This window comes from Pseudomonas salomonii (assembly GCF_900107155.1).
GTDB lineage: Bacteria > Pseudomonadota > Gammaproteobacteria > Pseudomonadales > Pseudomonadaceae > Aquipseudomonas > Aquipseudomonas salomonii.
Window position 1 is genome coordinate 1 of record NZ_FNOX01000024.1, and the last position, 18221, is coordinate 18221.

Sequence of the window (18221 nt, forward strand, 5' to 3'; positions counted from 1 at the left end):
TTACCGCCTTCGGTTTTGGCGATGGTGGTGCTGACCGTGCTGCCGTTGTTATAGACGTCGTTGGCTGGGGTGTTGAACACAGTCGAGCCTGTGGTCTCACCGGCTTTAATAGTGATCGTCTGACCGTTCGAAAGCGTCACAGTGACGTCAGTTTGCGCTTTGTTAGTCAAAGTCGCGGTGTAAGTGATATCACCACCTTCAACCACCGACGCTTTATCAGCAGTCAGGGAAACGGTGGTGTTATCGATCGAATCCGTAATCGTAGTAACCGCAGGCGTGGTGCTCGGTACCAGATTCTCAAAGTTGCCACCGGTTGCACCGGTAATAGTAGTGCTGACGGTCGAACCGTTGTTGTAAACGTCGTTAGCCGGAGTATCCACGACGACGGTGCCGACCGACTCCCCAGCCTTGATCGTAATCACCGAGCCATTGCTCAAGGTGACAGTCACCGGCGTCTGCGCCGGGTTGGTCAAGGTAGCGGTGTAAGTAATCTGCCCGCCTTCAGTCACGGTGTTACCCGCCGTCAACGTGACGGTGGTGGTGTCGATCGAATCCGTAATCGTAGTAACCGCAGGCGTGGTGCTCGGTACCAGATTCTCAAAGTTGCCACCGGTCACACCGGTAATAGTGGTGCTGACAGTCGAACCGTTGTTGTAAACGTCGTTAGCCGGGGTATCCACGACGACCGTGCCAACCGACTCCCCAGCCTTGATGATAATCACCGAGCCATTGCTCAAGGTGACAGTCACCGGCGTCTGCGCCGGGTTGGTCAAGGTAGCGGTATAGGTAATCTGCCCGCCTTCAGTCACGGTGTTGCCCGCCGTCAATGTGACGGTGGTGGTGTCGATCGAATCCGTAATCGTAGTAACCGCAGGCGTCGTGCTCGGCACCAGGTTTTCAAAGTTGCCGCCGGTCGCACCGGTAATGGTGGTCGTGACAGTCGAACCGTTGTTGTAAACGTCGTTAGCCGGGGTATCCACGACGACCGTGCCAACCGACTCCCCAGCCTTGATGGTAATCACCGAGCCATTGCTCAAGGTGACAGTCACCGGGGTTTGCGCCGGATTGGTCAGGGTAGCGGTGTAAGTGATCTGCCCGCCTTCAGTCACGGTGTTGCCCGCCGTCAACGTGACGGTGGTGGTGTCGATGGTGTCGGTAATCTGTGTAACGGCCGGGTTCGGGTCAATCGTCAGCACCAGGTTGTTGCCGCCGGTGGTGCCGGTGACGTTCACGTTGATCTGGCTTGGGTCGATGTACGGGCTGTCATTCGGTGCCAGCGGCACGTTGACGGTGCCGGTCAGTTGGCCGGCGGTGATGGTGATCACTGCGCCGTTGGACAGGGTGATGCTCAAGTCATTGACAGGCGGCTGCGTGACGGTGGCGGTGTAGGTCAGCACACCACCGGCTTCAGTGATGGTTGGCGTTGCGCTCAGCGTCAGGGTCGACGTCTGCAAGGCCAGGTTGCCATTGCCGCCTGCGCCTTGGGCGCCCGTGAGTTGGGTTGTTGTCGCGGCGCCCTGGCCCAGTGGGCCGGTCGGGAAGCCGATCGTCGGGTCGACGCGGCCCGCAGTCGCGTCCAGTACAACAAAGCTGTGGCCCCCGCCCGCAGCACCATTACCGGCAGCCGTCGCGCCGGCGGCGGTAGCATCCAGGTCGGTGGTCGGGTCGGCGCCCGCGACGATGGCTTGCTGCAGTTCGGCAACCGACGGCGCGGCGTTTTCGGCGGCAGCGGCCAGGTCGAGGCTGGAGTCCGGCAGGTCGGCGCTCCACTGGGTTTCACGGCCCAGGTCCAGGGTGCGGCCGTCGGCCAGCTCAAGGCTCACGGCGCCGGACATGCCGGTGTCGACCTGGTCGCCTGCGAACAGGCGGTCACCTTCTACAAGGACACGGCGCGTCCCTTCCGGAGAAATAACGAAAACTTGACCAACAATGCTTTTGACGATGGCAACAACACTGCTCATTAAAGATTTCTCCGGCGATCCGTTTCTGATGAATTCCATGTGGCCGCTCGCGGGGGTGAGCGCCAGACAGGAGGGGGCGTAGTCTATGTAGTTAATGACGTCAAATTATTGGCTAGATTTATTCGTTATCTAGTTTATGCCAAACTATTGACCTTCTTGTCGCCATCCTAAACAATTGGCCCCGTAATGTCACATTGATATTTATGCGGCGAACCGTCCTACATGTGTGAAGCAGTTCCGCTTTTTGAACTTTCCGACGTACGGTCATTACGGTAGCCATTATCCGACGCAGCGAGGCCAATCGCTGTGATTTGAGACAAGAAGTCCTGGGGAATTTTTTAATGCGTCTGCACCTGTTCAAGGCAATACCGTTCGTACTCGCCGCCGGTTTCGTACACGCCCAAACATTGCCCCAGGCCATGCAGCAGGCGCTGGATGTGCACCCGGAAATTCAAGCCGGCGTGAACAGCCGAATCGCCGCCGATTACCAATTGCGCGCGGCTCAAGGTGGTTACTTGCCACGCGTTGACCTGAACGCCGGTTACGGTCGTGAAGGCACCGACAACTCCACCACCCGCGCCGCCAGCGGCCCGAACGGCAACCAGTGGGACACCCACAACCGCGGCGAATCGAGCCTGCGTCTGCAACAGATGATTTTTGACGGTTTCGCCACCTCCAGCGAAGTCGGGCGCCAACAAGCCAACGTCAATTCCCGCGCTTACTCCTTGCTGGGTACTTCCGAACGCACCGGTTTGACTGTCGCCCAGGTGTACCTGGATGTGCTGACACGCCGTGAGTTCGTGCGCCTGGCTGAAGAAAACCTGCGCAACCACGAACGCATTTACGACCAGATCAAGCTGCGCACCCAACGCGGCGTCGGTAACGGTGCCGACCAGGACCAAGCCGAAGCGCGTCTGGCCCAGGCCCGCAACAACCTGATCACCGAGCAGACCAACCTGGCCGACTCACAGGTCAACTACCTCAGCGCCGTCGGCCAGATGCCCGACCAGCTTGAGCGCCCAGCGCCTTTTATGGCCATGCTGCCGGCGGACCTGAATGAAGCCCGTCGCCAGATGCTCGACAACAGCCCGATCCTGCGTTCGGCCGAGTCGGATATCTCCGCCGCCGAAAGTCAGTACGAAGCTGCCAAGTCCACCTTTTACCCGCGCTTTGATGCGGAGCTGGGCACTAATGCCGACAACAACGTCGGCGGCGATGCCGGCCACAGCAACGGCTGGGAAGCCATGGTGCGCATGCGCTTCAACCTGTTTGCCGGTGGCAGCAACAAGGCCGACCTGCAGTCCAAGTCGTACCAGGCCAGCCAGGCTCTGGATATCCGCAACAACGCCTTGCGCCAACTCAATGAAGAACTGGGCCTGGCCTGGAACGCCTTGAACAACGCCAATGCGCAGTTGCCGGTTGCCCAGCAATACGTCGACCACAGCACCCGCGTGCGCACGTCTTACCAGCAGCAGTTCAGCCTGGGCCAACGAACCCTGCTCGACTTGCTCGACAGTGAGAACGAATTGTTCACCGCTTCCCGTCGTCTGGAAGAGATCAAGAACATTCAGTTATTTACTCAATATCGAATCAAGGCGACCATGGGCGAATTGCTCAAAAGCCAGGGCGTAGTCGCACCGATGGCGTCCGTCGTACAGAACGACGTGAAACCTAAAGTCCAACTGCCTGGGATGAATTGAGCCACCCCAATAGCCCTATCTGTTAGTCGAGAGTGCACCGCGTGGAATCCGAAGTCAGTCGAGTTCATCTCAGTCATGATCCACGCACGCTGCACGACGACCCGTTACTGGACGGGCTGTTGGCGCTCTGTGCCCTGCATCAAAAGCCCGCCAGCGCGGCCATGCTCACCACCGGTTTGCCGCTGCCGTCGCAGCGCCTGAGTGCCGAATTGCTGCCACGTGCAGCCGCGCGTGCCGGGCTGCAAGGCCGGGTGTTGCAGCGCAAGCTGGAACAGATCCCGACGATTGCACTGCCGGCGTTGCTGTTGCTCAAGGACGGTCGCAGTACCGTGCTGGTGGGTTGGCAAGGCGAAGACGAAGCACGCATCCTGCTCAGCGAAAGCGACGGCGGTGAAGTGCTGATCAAACGTGAGCTGCTGGCCGACGACTACATCGGCAAGGTCTTCTTCGCCCAGCCTCAGCATAAATTCGACGTCAACCACGGCACCCTGATTCCTCGGGCGCGCTCGTGGTTTCGCGACACGCTCAAACGTTCGCGCTGGCTCTACACCGACGCCATCGCCGCGAGCTTCCTGATCAACATCATCGCCATGGCCGCGCCGCTGTTTGTGATGAACGTGTACGACCGTGTCGTGCCAAACCAGGCCACCGCCACCCTCTGGGTGCTGGCCGTGGGTATCTGCGGCGCCTACCTGTTCGACCTGGTGCTCAAAAGCCTGCGCAGTTTGTGCCTGGACCTGGCCGGCAAGAAAACCGACCTGATCATCTCGGCCACGCTGTTCGAGCGCATTGTGGGCATGTCCATGAAGTACCGCCCGGCACGGGTTGGCAGCTTCGCGCAGAACATCCATGAGTTTCAGAGCCTGCGTGATTTCCTCGCATCCTTGACCCTCACCAGTCTGATCGACCTGCCGTTCACGTTGCTGATTTTCCTGGTGATCGCCATCCTGGGCGGGCACCTGGTGTGGATCCCGGTACTGGCGTTCCCGCTGGCCTTGGGCATCGGCTACGCCCTGCAAAAACCGCTGGTAGCGACCATGGAGCGGACCATGGCCCTGGCCGCCGAGCGCCAGTCCAGCCTGATCGAAACCCTCGCCGGGCTCGATGCGGTCAAGGTCAACAACGCCGAGAGCGAGCGCCAGTACGGCTGGGAGCAGACCATCGGCACCCTCAGCCGCCTCGAGCTGCGCGTGAAGTTGCTGTCGGGCCTGTCGATGAACATGACCTTGCTCATCCAGCAACTGGCCGGCGTGATCATGATCGTCTTCGGCGTGTACCAGATCATCGACGGCAACCTCAGCATGGGCGGCCTGATTGCCTGCTACATGCTCAGTGGCCGCGCTTTGAGCCCGCTGGCCTCGCTGTCGGGCCTGCTGACCCGTTACCAGCAAGCCAAGGTCACCATGACCTCGGTGGACCAGATGATGGAGCTGCCCCAGGAGCGCAATTTCGAAGAGCGGCCCATGAGCCGCCGCACCCTGCAAGGCGCCATCGAGTGCCGTGGCCTGAACTTCACGTACCCGAACCAGCAGAACGCCGCGCTGAAAAACATCAACCTGGTGATCAAGCCGGGCGAGAAAATCGGCATCATCGGCCGCAGTGGCTCGGGCAAAAGCTCCCTGGCCAAGCTGATTGTCGGCCTGTACCAGCCCGACTCCGGCGCCTTGCTGGTGGACGGTGTGGACGTGCGCCAGATCGACGTGAGCGAGTTGCGCCACAACATCGGCTACGTCGCCCAAGACATTCAACTGCTGGCCGGCACCCTGCGTGACAATTTGGTGTCCGGTGCGCGCTACGTAGAAGACGAAATGGTCTTGCAAGCCGCGGAATTGGCCGGCGTGCACGAATTCGCCCGCCTGCACCCACAAGGTTATGAACTGCAAGTGGGCGAGCGCGGGCAGAACCTGTCCGGCGGCCAGCGCCAGAACGTCGCCCTGGCCCGTGCGCTGCTGCTCAACCCGCCCATCCTGCTGCTGGACGAACCCACCAGCGCCATGGACAACACCGGTGAAGAACGCTTGAAACAACGCCTGCAAGCCGTGGTGCAAAACAAGACCGTGGTGCTGGTGACGCACCGTGCCTCACTGCTCTCGCTGGTGGACCGCCTGTTGGTGGTCGACCGTGGGCAGATCCTCGCAGACGGCCCGAAAGCCGTGGTTATGGAAGCGTTGAAAAAGGGGCAGATCAGTGTTGCTTAACTCCATCAAAAGCGCGGTCGGCCGCTACTTCAAAGGCACCGACTCGCTGCAGGGCCAGCCCCTGCCTGAAGTCAACAAAGCGCTGATCGAAGATGCGCCGCGGGTAATCCGCCTGACCATCTGGGCCATCATTGCGTTCTTCGTCTTCCTGGTGACCTGGGCCGGTTTTTCCAGCATCGACGAAGTTACCCGAGGCGACGGCAAGGCGATTCCGTCGTCCAAGCTGCAAAAAATCCAGAACCTGGAAGGCGGCATCGTCTCCGAACTGTATGTGAAGGAAGGCCAGATCGTCGAAGCCGGCGCGCCGTTGATTCGCCTCGATGACACTCGGTTTGTCTCCAATGCCGGCGAAACCGAAGCCTTGCGCCTGGCCATGCAACTGCGCGTCGAGCGCCTGAGTGCGCAGGTGGATGACCGTCCGCTGAACATCCCGGATGACGTGCTCAAGGCTGCGCCCAGCCAGGCCGCCAACGAGCGTTCGCTGTATGAAAGCCGCCGTCAGCAGTTGAAAGACGAAGTGGGTGGTTTGCAGGAGCAACTGGTGCAGCGCCAGCAGGAACTGCGCGAATTCAGCTCCAAGCAAGGCCAGTACCGCAGCCAGTTGTCCCTGCAACGCCAGGAAATCAACATGTCCGAGCCGTTGGTGGCCCAGGGCGCGGTATCGCCGGTGGAAGTGTTGCGCCTCAAGCGCGCCGAGATGGAAACCCGTGGTCAGCTGGACGCCACCACCCTGGCGATCCCGCGCGCCGAGTCGGCGATCAAGGAAGTGCAGCGCAAGATCGACGAAACCCGTGGCAAATTCCGCAGCGAAGCCCTGACCCAACTCAACGAAGCGCGCACCGAGCTGAACAAGGCCGAGTCCACCGGCCGTGCCCTCGAAGACCGCGTCAGCCGTACCCTGGTCACCTCGCCGGTGCGCGGCATCGTCAAGCAGCTGTTGGTCAACACCGTCGGTGGCGTGATCCAGCCGGGCAGCGACATGGTCGAAATCGTGCCGCTCAATGACACCCTGCTGGTTGAAGCCAAGATCCGCCCGCAAGACATCGCCTTCCTGCATCCCGGGCAAGAGGCGATCGTCAAGTTCACCGCCTATGACTACACCATTTATGGCGGCCTGAAGGCCAAGCTTGAGCGCATCGGTGCCGACACCATCACCGATGAGGACAAGAAGACCACCTACTACATGATCACGCTTCGCACCGACCGCAGCCACTTGGGCACTGATGAGAAGCCCTTGTTGATCATTCCCGGCATGGTGGCCTCGGTGGACATCATCACCGGCAAGAAAAGCATCCTCAGCTACCTGCTCAAGCCGATCATCAAGGCGCGCGCCGAGGCGTTGCACGAGCGCTAAGCCGCATCGCCTGGACCGACGCCTTCGCGAGCAAGCCCGCTCCCACCTTGGAAAGCATTCCAAATGTGGGAGCGGGCTTGCTCGCGAAGGGGCCATCAGCCTCACCACCTTTCACAATGCCTACCGCAAATCGCCATATCGATATTCGCTAACGGTATTTAAGCTTCCATTCTTATACCTATAAATTCACTCCCCTGTCCGACCGGGAGTGCCCTTATGTCCGCCACCTCTACTGTTCCAACAGCGACCCCCACCGCCCAATTCTTCGAGATTCGCCCACTGCCCGGCAGTGTCGGCGCCGAGGTCATCGGCCTGGACTTGTCCCGCCCGGTCAACGACACGGACTTCGCCCGCATTCACCGCGCGCACCTGGACCACCACGTCGTGGTGTTCCGCGACCAACGCATTACCCCTGAACAACAGATCGCCTTCAGCCGCCGTTTCGGCGTGCTGCAGATCCACGTGCTCAAACAATTCCTGCTGGCTAACCACCCGGAAATCCTGATCGTCTCCAACATCATCGAGAACGGCCAATCCATCGGCCTGGGTGACGCGGGCAAGTTCTGGCATTCGGACCTCTCCTATAAAGAGCTGCCCAGCCTGGGCTCAATGCTGCACGCGCAAGAGTTGCCGTCCGAAGGCGGCGACACCCTGTTCGCCGACATGCACAAAGCCTGGGAGCAACTGCCCGAGCATCTGCGCAAAGCCGTGGAAGGCCGCAGCGCCGCGCACTCCTACACCGCGCGTTACAGCGAAACCAAATTCGAAGGCAACTGGCGCCCAACCCTCACGCCCGAACAGTTGGCTCAGGTGGCGCAAGTGGTCCACCCGATTGTGCGCACCCACCCGGAAAACGGCCGCAAAGCTCTGTTCGTCAGCGAAGGCTTCACCACCCGCATCGTCGGCCTGCCGGAAGACGAAAGCCGCGACCTGCTGGCCCAGCTTTACGCCCACAGCGTGCTGCCGCAGAACATCTACCGCCACCAGTGGCAGCCCCACGACCTGGTGTTCTGGGACAACCGCTCGCTGATCCACCTGGCCGCCGGTTGCCCGAGCCACCTGCGCCGCAAACTGTTTCGCACCACCATCCAGGGCGATGCGCCTTTCTGATTCCCGGCAAGAGAGTTGACATGAACGCGCCCCTGCAAGGCCACGCGGCCAGCACCCTGAGTACCGCCAAACCGCTGTTGGCGGTGGACAACGTCAGCCTCGAATACCGCACACCCGAGCGCGTGGTGCGGGCCACGCACCAGGTCAGTTTCGAAATCGACCCGGCCGACCGTTACGTGCTGCTCGGCCCTTCGGGGTGCGGCAAATCCACCTTGCTCAAGTCCATTGCCGGGTTTATCAAACCCTGCGAAGGCGAAATTCGCCTGTTGGGGCAAAAGGTCGACGAACCTGGGCCGGATCGCATTGTGGTGTTTCAGGAGTTCGATCAACTGCCACCGTGGAAAACCGTCAAACAGAACGTGATGTTCCCGCTGCTGGCCTCCAAGACCCTCAAGCGCCGCGAAGCCGAAGAGCGCGCGCTGCACTACCTGGAAAAAGTCGGCCTCAGTGCCTTTGCCGACGCCTACCCGCACACCCTGTCCGGCGGCATGAAGGCCCGTGTGGCCATCGCCCGTGCCTTGGCCATGCAACCGAAAATCCTGCTGATGGACGAACCCTTCGCCGCCCTCGATGCCCTGACCCGGCGCAAGATGCAGGAGGAATTACTGCTGCTGTGGGAAGAGGTGCGCTTCACCCTGTTGTTCGTCACCCATTCCATCGAAGAGGCGTTGGTGGTGGGCAACCGTATCCTGTTGTTGTCGCCGCACCCCGGGCGCGTGCGGGCAGAAATCCACAGCCATCAATACGACCTGCACAGCCTCGGCGGTGTGGAATTCCAGGCGTCGGCGCGGCGTATTCATCGCCTGCTGTTCGATGAAGCGCCCGAAGCCGAACGTGAGTTGGGTTTCGCCGATATCCGCATTGCTTACTAAGGGGCCGCACCATGCGCCAGGAATTTGAAGTCACCCTCGAACCACTGCTCAGCGTCCCCGTCGAGCGCGAATTGCCCCTGCGCCAACGCCTGTGGCAGCAAGGCTGGCTGCGCAAGGGCTTGATCCTGATCGTGCTCGCGATTCTCTGGGAGGCGGTCGCCCGCTACCAGAACAACGACCTGCTGCTGCCGAGCTTTTTGCAGACGTCCCAGGCGCTGTTCGACGGCTTGCTCAGCGGTGAACTGTTGAGCAAGGTCTGGATCTCGCTGGCGGTGCTGATCAAGGGCTACCTGATCGGCATCGTGTTGGCGTTTGCCCTCACCACCTTGGCCGTGTCCACGCAATTGGGCCGCGACCTGCTCAGTACCCTGACGTCGATGTTCAACCCGCTGCCGGCGATTGCCCTGCTGCCGCTGGCGCTGTTGTGGTTTGGCCTGGGGCAGAACAGCCTGATCTTTGTGCTGGTGCATTCGGTGCTGTGGGCGTTGGCGCTGAACACCTATTCGGGGTTTCTCGGCGTGTCCGAAACCCTGCGCATGGCCGGTCGTAACTATGGCCTCAAGGGCATGCGTTTTGTGTTGTTCATCCTGATTCCGGCGGCACTGCCGTCGATCCTCGCGGGCCTTAAAATCGGCTGGGCCTTTGCCTGGCGCACATTGATCGCCGCTGAACTGGTGTTCGGCGCAACCAGCGGTAAGGGCGGGCTGGGGTGGTACATCTTCCAGAACCGCAACGAGCTGTATACCGATAAGGTCTTCGCCGGTTTGGCCGTGGTGATCCTCATCGGCCTGCTGGTGGAAAACCTGGTGTTTGATACCTTCGAGCGGCTCACCGTAAAGCGTTGGGGCATGCAGCGCTGAGCCACCGATCCCTGCTAGGATTGCGTGCAATTCACTCCCCACTGATCACGAGTGCTTGGCATGCAACTACCGGACATGAACCTGCTGGTCGCCCTCGACGCCTTGCTCGACGAGGGCAGTGTGGTTGGCGCGGCGCGGCGGATGAACCTCAGCCCGGCGGCCATGAGCCGTACCCTTACGCGGATCCGCGAGGCGGTGGGCGACCCGATCCTGGTGCGTGCCGGCCGCGGCCTGGTGCCGACGCCCAAGGCCTTGCAGCTGCAAGGCCAGGTGCGCAACGTGGTGGAGCAGGCGGCGTTGTTGTTTCGCTCAGCGGACCAGGTAGACCTCAGCACCTTGCGCCGCCGCTTCAGCGTGAGGGCCAATGACTTTTTTGTCGGCGTGTATGGCGGTCGGCTGTTCGACACCATGGAGCGCATGGCGCCGTTGTGCGAGCTGTGCTTTGTGCCCGAAGGGAACACCGACGACGACGCCCTGCGCGAAGGGCGCCTGGACCTGCGCGTGAGCAATACCTTGCCGGCCAGCCCCGAGGTGAAGGTACAGAATTTGTTTTCCACCACCTTCGTCGGTTTGGCGCGGCAAGATCACCCGCTGTTCGACGAAGAGATCACTGCCGCACGGTTTGCCAGTTATTCCCATATCAGCATTTCGCGACGCGGCATCGCCCGTGGGCCGATTGACACTGCGCTGAATGCTCAAGGCCTGGAGCGCCGCGTGGCCATGATCGCCCCGGGCTTTCACGGCGCGATGTTCATGCTGCCCGACTCCGATCTACTGCTGCCGGTGCCAAAGGAAGCGTTGCTGAGCGCCAACCGCCTGAACCTGCCATTGCGCGCCTTCCCGTTGCCGATCTCATTGCCGACCTTGGTATTGGCCCAATCCTGGCACCCACGCTTTGACAAAGACCCGGCCCATAAGTGGCTACGCGAGACCATGCGCGAGAGCTGCCATGCTACCTGGCTCGAAGCCCAGCCCAGCTGAGATGCACTCGATCAATGTGGGAGCTGGCTTGCCTGCGATTGCGGTGGGTCAGCAATGAATCCTAAACAGTCAGACCGCTATCGCAGGCAAGCCAGCTCCCACATTAGATTTGCGCCATTCCAACGATTGCGTCTGGCGCACTTATAAGCTTCCAACAAGTAACTTTTTTGTCATGCATATACCCCATTAAGCTGCTCGGGTATTTCCAATTCCGAGTTGCGCGTTCATGACATCCCTCGCTGCCCCCGCTCTCCAGGCTGCAGCCAAACCTACTGCCCTGAGCCCGCCTGTGTTCGGCCCGCGCATCATCATCGGCTTGGTCGGTGTGTTGTTGGCGGTGCTGGTCTCGGGTCTCAACGAGATGGTCACCAAGGTTGCCCTCGCGGATATTCGCGGTGCGCTGTTCATCGGCTTTGACGAAGGCACCTGGCTGGTTGCGGCCTACACGGCCACTTCCGTGGCGGCCATGGCCTTTGCGCCGTGGTGTTCGGTGACCTTCTCCCTGCGCCGCTTCACCCTGTGCGCCATCGGCCTGTTCACTCTGCCGGGCATCCTGTGCCCGTTTGCGCCGAACTACGAAAGCCTGTTGATACTGCGAACCGTGCAAGGCCTGGCCGGCGGCGCATTGCCGCCGATGTTGATGACCGTGGCGCTGCGTTTCCTGCCGGCCCACGTCAAGCTCTACGGCCTGGCCGGTTACGCACTCACCGCCACGTTCGGCCCGAGCCTGGGCACGCCGCTGGCGGCGTTGTGGACCGAATACGTCGGCTGGCAATGGGCGTTCTGGCAAATCGTCGGGCCGTGCCTGCTGGCGATGGTCGCGGTGGCTTACGGCTTGCCGCAGGACCCGCTGCGCCTGGAGCGCTTCAAGCAGTTCAACTGGCGCGGCCTGCTGCTGGGTTTTCCGGCGATCTGCATGCTGGTCATCGGCCTGTTGCAGGGCAATCGCCTGGACTGGTTCGAATCCGGCCTGATCACGTTTCTGCTGATCGGCGGCAGCGTGTTGCTGGTGCTGTTCATGCTCAATGAATGGTCGCACCCCGTGCCGTTTTTCAAGTTGCAGATGCTCGGCCTGCGCAACCTGGCGTTCGCCCTGATCGTGCTGGCGGGCGTGCTGATGGTGCTGACCTCGGTGATCATCATCCCGTCGAGTTTTCTCGCCCAAGTGCAGGGTTACCGGCCACTGCAAACCGCGCCGGTGATGCTGTTGATGGCGCTGCCGCAATTGATTGCGCTGCCGCTGGTGGCGGCGCTGTGCAACCTGCGCTGGGTCGACTGCCGCTGGGTGCTGGGCACAGGTTTGAGCATGCTGGTGCTGTGCTGCATCGGCAGTTCGCACCTTACCTCGGCGTGGATACGTGACGATTTTTACGGCTGGTACCTGCTGCAGATTTTCGGCCAACCCATGGCTGTATTGCCGCTGCTGATGCTCTCTACCGGCAGCATCCAGCCGATGGACGGGCCGTTCGCCTCGGCCTGGTTCAACACCGTCAAAGGCCTGGCTGCGGTGATCGCCACGGCCGTGCTGGACACGCTGACCACCCAGCGTGAGCACTTCCATTCGACCATGCTGGTGGATCACCTGGGCAACTCGCCCCTGGCCGACGGCGACGCGCCGGGCCTTGCCCAGCGCCTGCACCAGCAGGCCGTGGTGCTGACTTCTTCGGACCTCTATTACGTCATGGCTGGTGTCGCAGTGGCGTTGATCCTGCTGATTTTCTGGATGCCCACGCGGATCTTTCCGCCTCGCGCACCGACTTAGCCTCAAGGAATTCTCATGAAACGCAAAGACAAAATTGCCGTCTTCGTTATTGCTGTGTTTGCCGTCGGCGTACTGGTTTATCTGGTCGCGCCGGGCGTGCTGGGCAGCAAGCGCCAGACCACCAACGACGCCTTCGTCGCCGCCGACTTCACTCTGGTGGCGCCGCGCGTGGCGGGTTTTATCAAAGACGTGCTGGTGGAAGACAACCAACAGGTCAAGGCCGGCCAACTGCTGGCGTTGATCGACGACCGCGATTTTCGTGCTGCCGCCCAGGCCGCTGACGCCGACACCCTGGTCGCCCAGGCCCAGTTGAAGAACGCCACAGCGACCCTGGAACGCCAAAGCTCGGTGATCGCCCAGGCTCAGGCCACCGTCGCGGCCGACCGTGCCGAAGTGGCGTTCGCCGAGCACGAACTGAACCGCTACAACCACCTCGCCGGCGTGGGCGCAGGCACCGTGCAGAACGCCCAGCAAGCCAAGACCCGTATCGACCAGGCCACCGCAAACCTGGCCAAAGCCACGGCGGTGCTGGCGGCTGAACGCAAGCAAGTGGAAATCCTCACCGCCCAGCGTGACGCTGCCGACGGTGGACTCAAACGCGCTCAGGCCGCGCTGGAAATGGCCAGTTATCAGCTGTCCTACACACGCATTGTCGCGCCGGTGGATGGCATGGTCGGCGAGCGTGCCGTGCGGGTCGGCGCCTATGTGACGCCGGGCAGCAAGATCCTCGCGGTCGTGCCGTTGGCCCAGGCCTATGTGGTGGCCAATTTCCAGGAGACGCAACTGTCGCATATGCATGCCGGCCAAGCCGTAGAACTCAGCGTCGACAGCCTCGACGGCGAATTGCTCAAGGGCCATCTGGAAAGCCTGGCACCTGCTACCGGCGTGACCTTTGCGTCGGTCAGGCCGGACAACGCCACCGGCAACTTCACCAAGGTGGTACAGCGCATTCCGGTGAAGATCATTCTGGAGCCGAACCAGCCCCATATTGAACGCCTGCGCGTGGGCATGTCGGTGCAAGCCACAGTCGACACCCGGCCTGTCGCGCAGTCGCGTGAGGTGACCCAGCAATGAAGCCATTTGCCTGGCTCACCTTGAGCCTGATCAGCCTGAGCGCCTGCACGGTCGGCCCGGATTTTCAGCGGCCCCAAGGCCCACAAGTTACCCAATGGCGCGAACCCCAGGGCCGTCAGGCGCAGAGCCGTGCGGTGAGCGCCCCTTTGCAGGTGCGTTGGTGGGACGTGTTCCACGATGCAGAGCTCTCGGCCCTCACGCGCCGTGCGCTCACCGATAACCTCGACCTGAAACTGGCCAGCAGCCGCCTGCAACAAAGCCGCGCCGTGCGTCAGGTGACCACTGCCGAGCGTTATCCCAACGTCAACGCCACCGGGGATTACCTGCGCCAGCGCAACAGCGGCAAAGGTTTGAGCGACCCTTCCGGCCGCAATGGTCAGTCGGCATACAATCAATGGGACATGGGCTTCTCCGCCGCCTGGGAGCTGGACTTCTGGGGCCGTGTCAAACGCGAAACCGAAGCCGCCGACGCCACCCTGCAAGTCGCTGAAGATGACCGCCGCGCCGTGTTGCTGTCGGTGCTCGCCGAAACCGCCCAGGACTACATCCAACTGCGCGGCGTGCAGAACACTCGCGCTGTCACCGAGCAAAACCTCGACGTCGCCCGCCACAGCCTCAAGCTCTCGCAACTGCGCCTGGCCGACGGCGTGGCCACCGACCTGGATGTAGCTGAAGCCGCCGCCCAGGTTGCCGCCATCGAAGCGCGTTTGCCGGACTTGCAGCAGCGTCAGGATCAACTGATCAACGCCCTGAGCCTGCTGATGGGCGAGCCGCCGCAAGCGCTGCACGCGCAATTGTCCAAGGACGCCGCCGTGCCGCAAACCCCGCGTCAGGTCGCCATCGGCTTGCCGTCGGAACTGGCCGAGCGCCGGCCCGATATTCGCCAGGCCGAGGCGCGCCTGCATGCGGCCACTGCCAGTATTGGCGTGGCAAAAGGCGACTTTTACCCGCGTATCACCTTGTCCGGCAGCCTGGGCTCCCAAGCCCTGCAACTCTCGGATTTCGGCTCCTGGGGCTCGCGCGCATTTGCCTTCGGCCCGCAGTTCAGCCTGCCGCTGTTCAATGGCGGGCGCCTGCAAGGCATGTTGAATTTGCGTGAAGCCCAGCAACAGGAAGCGGCGCTGGCGTACCAGCAAACCGTACTGCGTGCCTGGCATGAGATCGATGACCAACTGACCCGCTACAACGCCAGCCAACTACGCCGCGACAGCCTCGCCGAAGCGGTACGCCAGAACCGCATTGCGTTGAGCACCGCACAACAGCAGTACGTCGAAGGCGTGGTGGACTTCGTCAACGTGCTCACCGTGCAAAGCGCGCTGCTGGCCACGCAGGAGCAGTGGGTAGAAAGCTCCACCGGCGTGTCGCTGGCGATGGTGGGGCTTTACAAGGCGTTGGGCGGTGGCTGGGAGTCCGTCTACCCCGCCACAGCCTCTATTCCGGCAGGCTGAACATAACCCAATGTGGGATTTAAGGGTTCTGCAAAAACACCACATACCCCCTGAACCATTCACTCCCTTTCAAATACCCCGGCTCTTGCCATACGCCACCCTGAATCAGCCCCACCTTGAACGGCAACCCCAGCCGGTTCATGCGTGGCAAATACGCTGCGTAATCCGGGATGCTGTGGCGCCCTTGGTAGGTCTGTACCACCACTTCATCCACCACGCCCTTGAGCTGGGCGATGGCTTGCGGGTCGGCGTTGCTGCTCCAGTCCATCAAGCCGGTGATGCTCAGGCGCAGGTCAGCAGGCAGGCGTTGGCGCAGGTCGCGCAGGAAGCTTGTGTATTCGTGCAGGTATTGGGTGCGGGCGTCGAAATCGATCTGGATGCCGACCACCGGGTTGCCCGCATCGCGCCAGCGTTGCACCTGGCCGAGCAGTTGGGTATAGACGCGCTCGGGCCAGTGCAGGGTGTGGGCGCGGTACACCACCCAGACCTGGCCTTGGGTGATGCGCGGTACGCTGATGCCTTGGGCGATAAACTGCACGCCCCGTTGCGGCGCGCGGCGCGTGGAGTTGATCTGGCCCTGGAGGATGTACAGGGTTTTCGCCTGTTTGAGCACCGGCTGCGGCGTGACCCCGCTCCACAGCCAGAAGGCGTCGTAGTCGCGGGCGTCAACGCCGGCAAAGGCCGGGCTTGCCAGGAGCAGCAAGCCTAGCCACAGGTGTTTCACCAGTAGTACTTCAGCGACTGGGCCCACTCAGTGTCGGCAAACCCGGTTTTGAGCTGGCGGAACCAGCCTTTGCGCACGGATTTATCCACATCTACACCGCCGCAACCGTTATAGCCGGCCCGCGCATAGCAGTTGATCGCGCGGAACAGCGCGTAGGCCTTGTCGTTGTGCGGCGCCTTGGGGTTGGCGATGACCTGGCGGTAACCGTCGAGCCGCGAGAAGGTCTCGCCCTTGAACAACGAGGCGGTGCTGCCCAGGCTGCCGGCGGCGCGCACTTGGTCCAGTGGCATGCCATCCAGGTTGTTGCGCAGGATGAACTCACCCAGGCAGTTCAGGCCCTTGGGGCTTTTCCCATCGGCCTGCAGGGTGCTGGCGATTTGCGCAATGCTCGGGCAGGCGTAGCCGGACTCCGCCTTATCGCCGTTCCACTGAAACAACTGCAGCGAGCGGCCATCGCCATAGACATAACCCAGGCTGGTGCCGAGTTTGTCGGCGGGCGCCGATGCCGGCAGTTGCTTGAGGTCGTCGGCGAAGGTGGCGTACTGGCTGCGCATCAGGTCTTTGTACAGCAGCACAAACTGGGCGGTGGCCCGCTCGACCGGGTCACTCGCCTGGGTGATCTGTTGGCGTAACAGGTCCTGGCCTGCGATGTTGCGCAGCAGGATGTAGCGCACCTGCTTGGCGCTGATTGGCGAATCGCTGGCGAACACGCTGGCCAGTTGGCCGTTGCGCTCGTAGTTCATCGCCAGCGCCAGTTCCAGCTGGTCGCGCTGCAAGGGTTGCGTGGCCTGGGGCAGCAGTTTCAGCCACAGCGCTTGCGCACCTTGCCAATCCTTCTTGGCTTCCAGGGCAAGGCCGCGCAGGGTTTGCTGGCTGAAGGCGAAGTAGTCGAGGCTGGCGGGCACGTCCTGGGGCAGCAGTTTCAAGGTGGTGTCGGGCTGATGTTCGACGTACAGCGCAAACGCTGCTTGCACGTAGTCGTACAGCGCAGGCTCCTGGGCAAACACCGGCTTTTGCGCGTCCAGGGCCGCGCGGCTCAGCAGCGGCGGGTTGCCGGCGCGCATCCACATCAAGTCGTTGACCGCCAGCATCAGTGGGTTGGCCGAAGGTTTTTGGGTGGCACTGAGCAGCTTGTTGTCGGCTTCCTGCACCAGCTCGTCCAACGACACATTGCGCTGTTTGGCGCTCAACTGTGCGGCCAGGTCGTTGGCCAGCTTGTCGGTATCGCCCGCCAGCCAATGCACCCGTCGCAGCAGGCCCTGGGCAGAGACGGCGTATTCGCCCTGTGGGTAAGTTTTCAGGTACAGGTTGAAGCTGGTGTCTGCATTGGCCAGCACCGACTTATCCACATGCTCCAGTTGCGGCATGCCGTATTCGTCGAAGGCATTTTCCTGGGCCTGGTTCAGCTCGGTGCGGGCGATCATGTAGAACGCGGCTTCCTTGACCCACGGCAGGCTGCCGGCGGCGGCGGCGACAAAACCGCGCTGCGCATCGCCAAACCGGCCACTGTAGAAGTCGCCGGCGGCTTGCAGGTAAGCGCGCAGCTCGCGGCCTGCGGCGGACTGGATTTGCTCCGGGTCACCCAGGCTGGCGCCGTCCCAGGTACAGGCGCCGAGCATCGCTACACGTCCCTTGGCCAGCAGAAGGCGCTCCGCTTCGGGCACGTCGGCTTTAACCACTTGGCTGATAAACGCCGTGGCGCTGCTTTCATCATTGCTGCGGCAGCGGCTGCCTTCGCCGGTCAGGAACGCGTCACCCGCCGCCTTGTCGCCTTCACGCTGAATGCCCAGTGGCGCGAGCAACTCGTCGAGTTTGCCGGGTGTGGGGGCCACGTCGGTTTTTTCGTCGGTGGCGTCGGCTACCGGGGTGAGGCGGTACACCGGAAACGGCACCGGGCCGAAGCCTTCTTCCAGGTCGGTCTCGCCCAGTGCATTGGGCGTCAGCGCTGCCACCTGTTTATCCGCCAGCAACAGGCGCAGGTTGACCCGGCTGTCATTGCCCGGGCTCAGGAAGGGCAGGTTGCTGCAGCCTTCAAGGCTGTCGCGTGAGACCCGCCAGTCGGGGTAGCACGAGTCATCGCCGCTGGCCTGGGCCTGGAAGGGAAGGCCGGCGAGCAATGCCAGGGCCAGTGGTGACAGAAAACCGATGCGCATGGGCGTGTCCTTGATCCAGAGTCC

Annotated in this window: 13 protein-coding genes; 10 read left to right on the plus strand and 3 right to left on the minus strand. The window is 62.0% G+C overall.

Annotated features, from left to right (window positions below; genetic code table 11):
* The coding region (locus tag BLV67_RS31335) for a retention module-containing protein (RefSeq protein ID WP_143039902.1) at nt 1-1961 on the minus strand (1961 nt) is incomplete at its 3' end.
* 341 nt (nt 1962-2302) lie between these two features.
* Between BLV67_RS31335 and BLV67_RS31340 the strand changes: the two genes are divergently transcribed.
* The 10 genes from BLV67_RS31340 to BLV67_RS31385 all read left to right on the plus strand — a co-directional run bounded on the left by BLV67_RS31340 (nt 2303) and on the right by BLV67_RS31385 (nt 15320).
* Nucleotides 2303-3661: a TolC family outer membrane protein gene (locus BLV67_RS31340; protein WP_065931495.1), complete on the plus strand. Its 1359-nt coding sequence runs from the start codon at nt 2303-2305 to the stop codon at nt 3659-3661.
* Nucleotides 3662-3702: 41 nt separating this feature from the next.
* Nucleotides 3703-5859 carry a type I secretion system permease/ATPase gene (locus BLV67_RS31345; RefSeq protein ID WP_056858202.1) on the plus strand — a complete coding sequence of 719 codons (2157 nt, stop codon included), beginning with the start codon at nt 3703-3705 and terminating at the stop codon, nt 5857-5859.
* A complete protein-coding gene (locus BLV67_RS31350; RefSeq protein ID WP_065931496.1) occupies nt 5849-7213 on the plus strand; it encodes an HlyD family type I secretion periplasmic adaptor subunit in 1365 nt (454 codons plus the stop codon). The genes BLV67_RS31345 and BLV67_RS31350 overlap by 11 nt, the downstream gene beginning before the upstream one ends.
* Before the next feature lie 216 nt (nt 7214-7429).
* On the plus strand, nt 7430-8323 hold the full coding sequence (locus tag BLV67_RS31355) for a TauD/TfdA dioxygenase family protein (protein ID WP_069786433.1): 894 nt from the start codon (nt 7430-7432) through the stop codon (nt 8321-8323).
* Nucleotides 8324-8343: 20 nt separating this feature from the next.
* A complete protein-coding gene (locus tag BLV67_RS31360; protein WP_017136617.1) occupies nt 8344-9195 on the plus strand; it encodes an ABC transporter ATP-binding protein in 852 nt (283 codons plus the stop codon).
* Nucleotides 9196-9206: 11 nt separating this feature from the next.
* A complete protein-coding gene (locus BLV67_RS31365) occupies nt 9207-10055 on the plus strand; it encodes an ABC transporter permease (RefSeq protein WP_017136616.1) in 849 nt (282 codons plus the stop codon).
* A 60-nt stretch (nt 10056-10115) separates the two neighbouring features.
* The gene (locus tag BLV67_RS31370) at nt 10116-11036 is read left to right on the plus strand and encodes a LysR family transcriptional regulator (protein ID WP_068931334.1); all 921 of its coding nucleotides are present in this window, start codon (nt 10116-10118) and stop codon (nt 11034-11036) included.
* 226 nt (nt 11037-11262) lie between these two features.
* Complete coding sequence (locus BLV67_RS31375) at nt 11263-12798, plus strand: MFS transporter (protein WP_069786432.1); 1536 nt, start codon at nt 11263-11265, stop codon at nt 12796-12798.
* A gap of 15 nt (nt 12799-12813) precedes the next feature.
* Nucleotides 12814-13872 (plus strand): HlyD family secretion protein, encoded by a 1059-nt coding sequence (locus BLV67_RS31380; protein ID WP_069786431.1) that lies wholly within the window; start codon nt 12814-12816, stop codon nt 13870-13872.
* Nucleotides 13869-15320 (plus strand): efflux transporter outer membrane subunit, encoded by a 1452-nt coding sequence (locus tag BLV67_RS31385; protein WP_069786430.1) that lies wholly within the window; start codon nt 13869-13871, stop codon nt 15318-15320. The genes BLV67_RS31380 and BLV67_RS31385 overlap by 4 nt, the downstream gene beginning before the upstream one ends.
* A 19-nt stretch (nt 15321-15339) precedes the next feature.
* On the opposite strand, the gene BLV67_RS31390 is transcribed toward BLV67_RS31385, so the two are convergent.
* On the minus strand, nt 15340-16044 hold the full coding sequence (locus BLV67_RS31390) for a DUF3142 domain-containing protein (protein ID WP_069786429.1): 705 nt from the start codon (nt 16042-16044) through the stop codon (nt 15340-15342).
* Nucleotides 16041-18197, minus strand: coding sequence for a PA5441 family protein (locus BLV67_RS31395; protein WP_069786428.1), 2157 nt, complete (start codon nt 18195-18197; stop codon nt 16041-16043). Before BLV67_RS31395 ends, BLV67_RS31390 begins: the two co-directional genes overlap by 4 nt.
* Nucleotides 18198-18221: the final 24 nt, after the last annotated feature.

Excerpts from the sequence above, each read along its gene's own strand:
- BLV67_RS31340 (WP_065931495.1), top strand. The coding sequence starts at position 2,303 with ATGCGTCTGCACCTGTTCAAGGCAATACCGTTCGTACTCGCCGCCGGT.
- BLV67_RS31355 (WP_069786433.1), top strand. The coding sequence starts at position 7,430 with ATGTCCGCCACCTCTACTGTTCCAACAGCGACCCCCACCGCCCAATTC.
- BLV67_RS31360 (WP_017136617.1), top strand. The coding sequence starts at position 8,344 with ATGAACGCGCCCCTGCAAGGCCACGCGGCCAGCACCCTGAGTACCGCC.
- BLV67_RS31365 (WP_017136616.1), top strand. The coding sequence starts at position 9,207 with ATGCGCCAGGAATTTGAAGTCACCCTCGAACCACTGCTCAGCGTCCCC.
- BLV67_RS31370 (WP_068931334.1), top strand. The coding sequence starts at position 10,116 with ATGCAACTACCGGACATGAACCTGCTGGTCGCCCTCGACGCCTTGCTC.
- BLV67_RS31375 (WP_069786432.1), top strand. The coding sequence starts at position 11,263 with ATGACATCCCTCGCTGCCCCCGCTCTCCAGGCTGCAGCCAAACCTACT.
- BLV67_RS31380 (WP_069786431.1), top strand. The coding sequence starts at position 12,814 with ATGAAACGCAAAGACAAAATTGCCGTCTTCGTTATTGCTGTGTTTGCC.
- BLV67_RS31385 (WP_069786430.1), top strand. The coding sequence starts at position 13,869 with ATGAAGCCATTTGCCTGGCTCACCTTGAGCCTGATCAGCCTGAGCGCC.
- BLV67_RS31395 (WP_069786428.1), bottom strand. The coding sequence starts at position 18,197 with ATGCGCATCGGTTTTCTGTCACCACTGGCCCTGGCATTGCTCGCCGGC.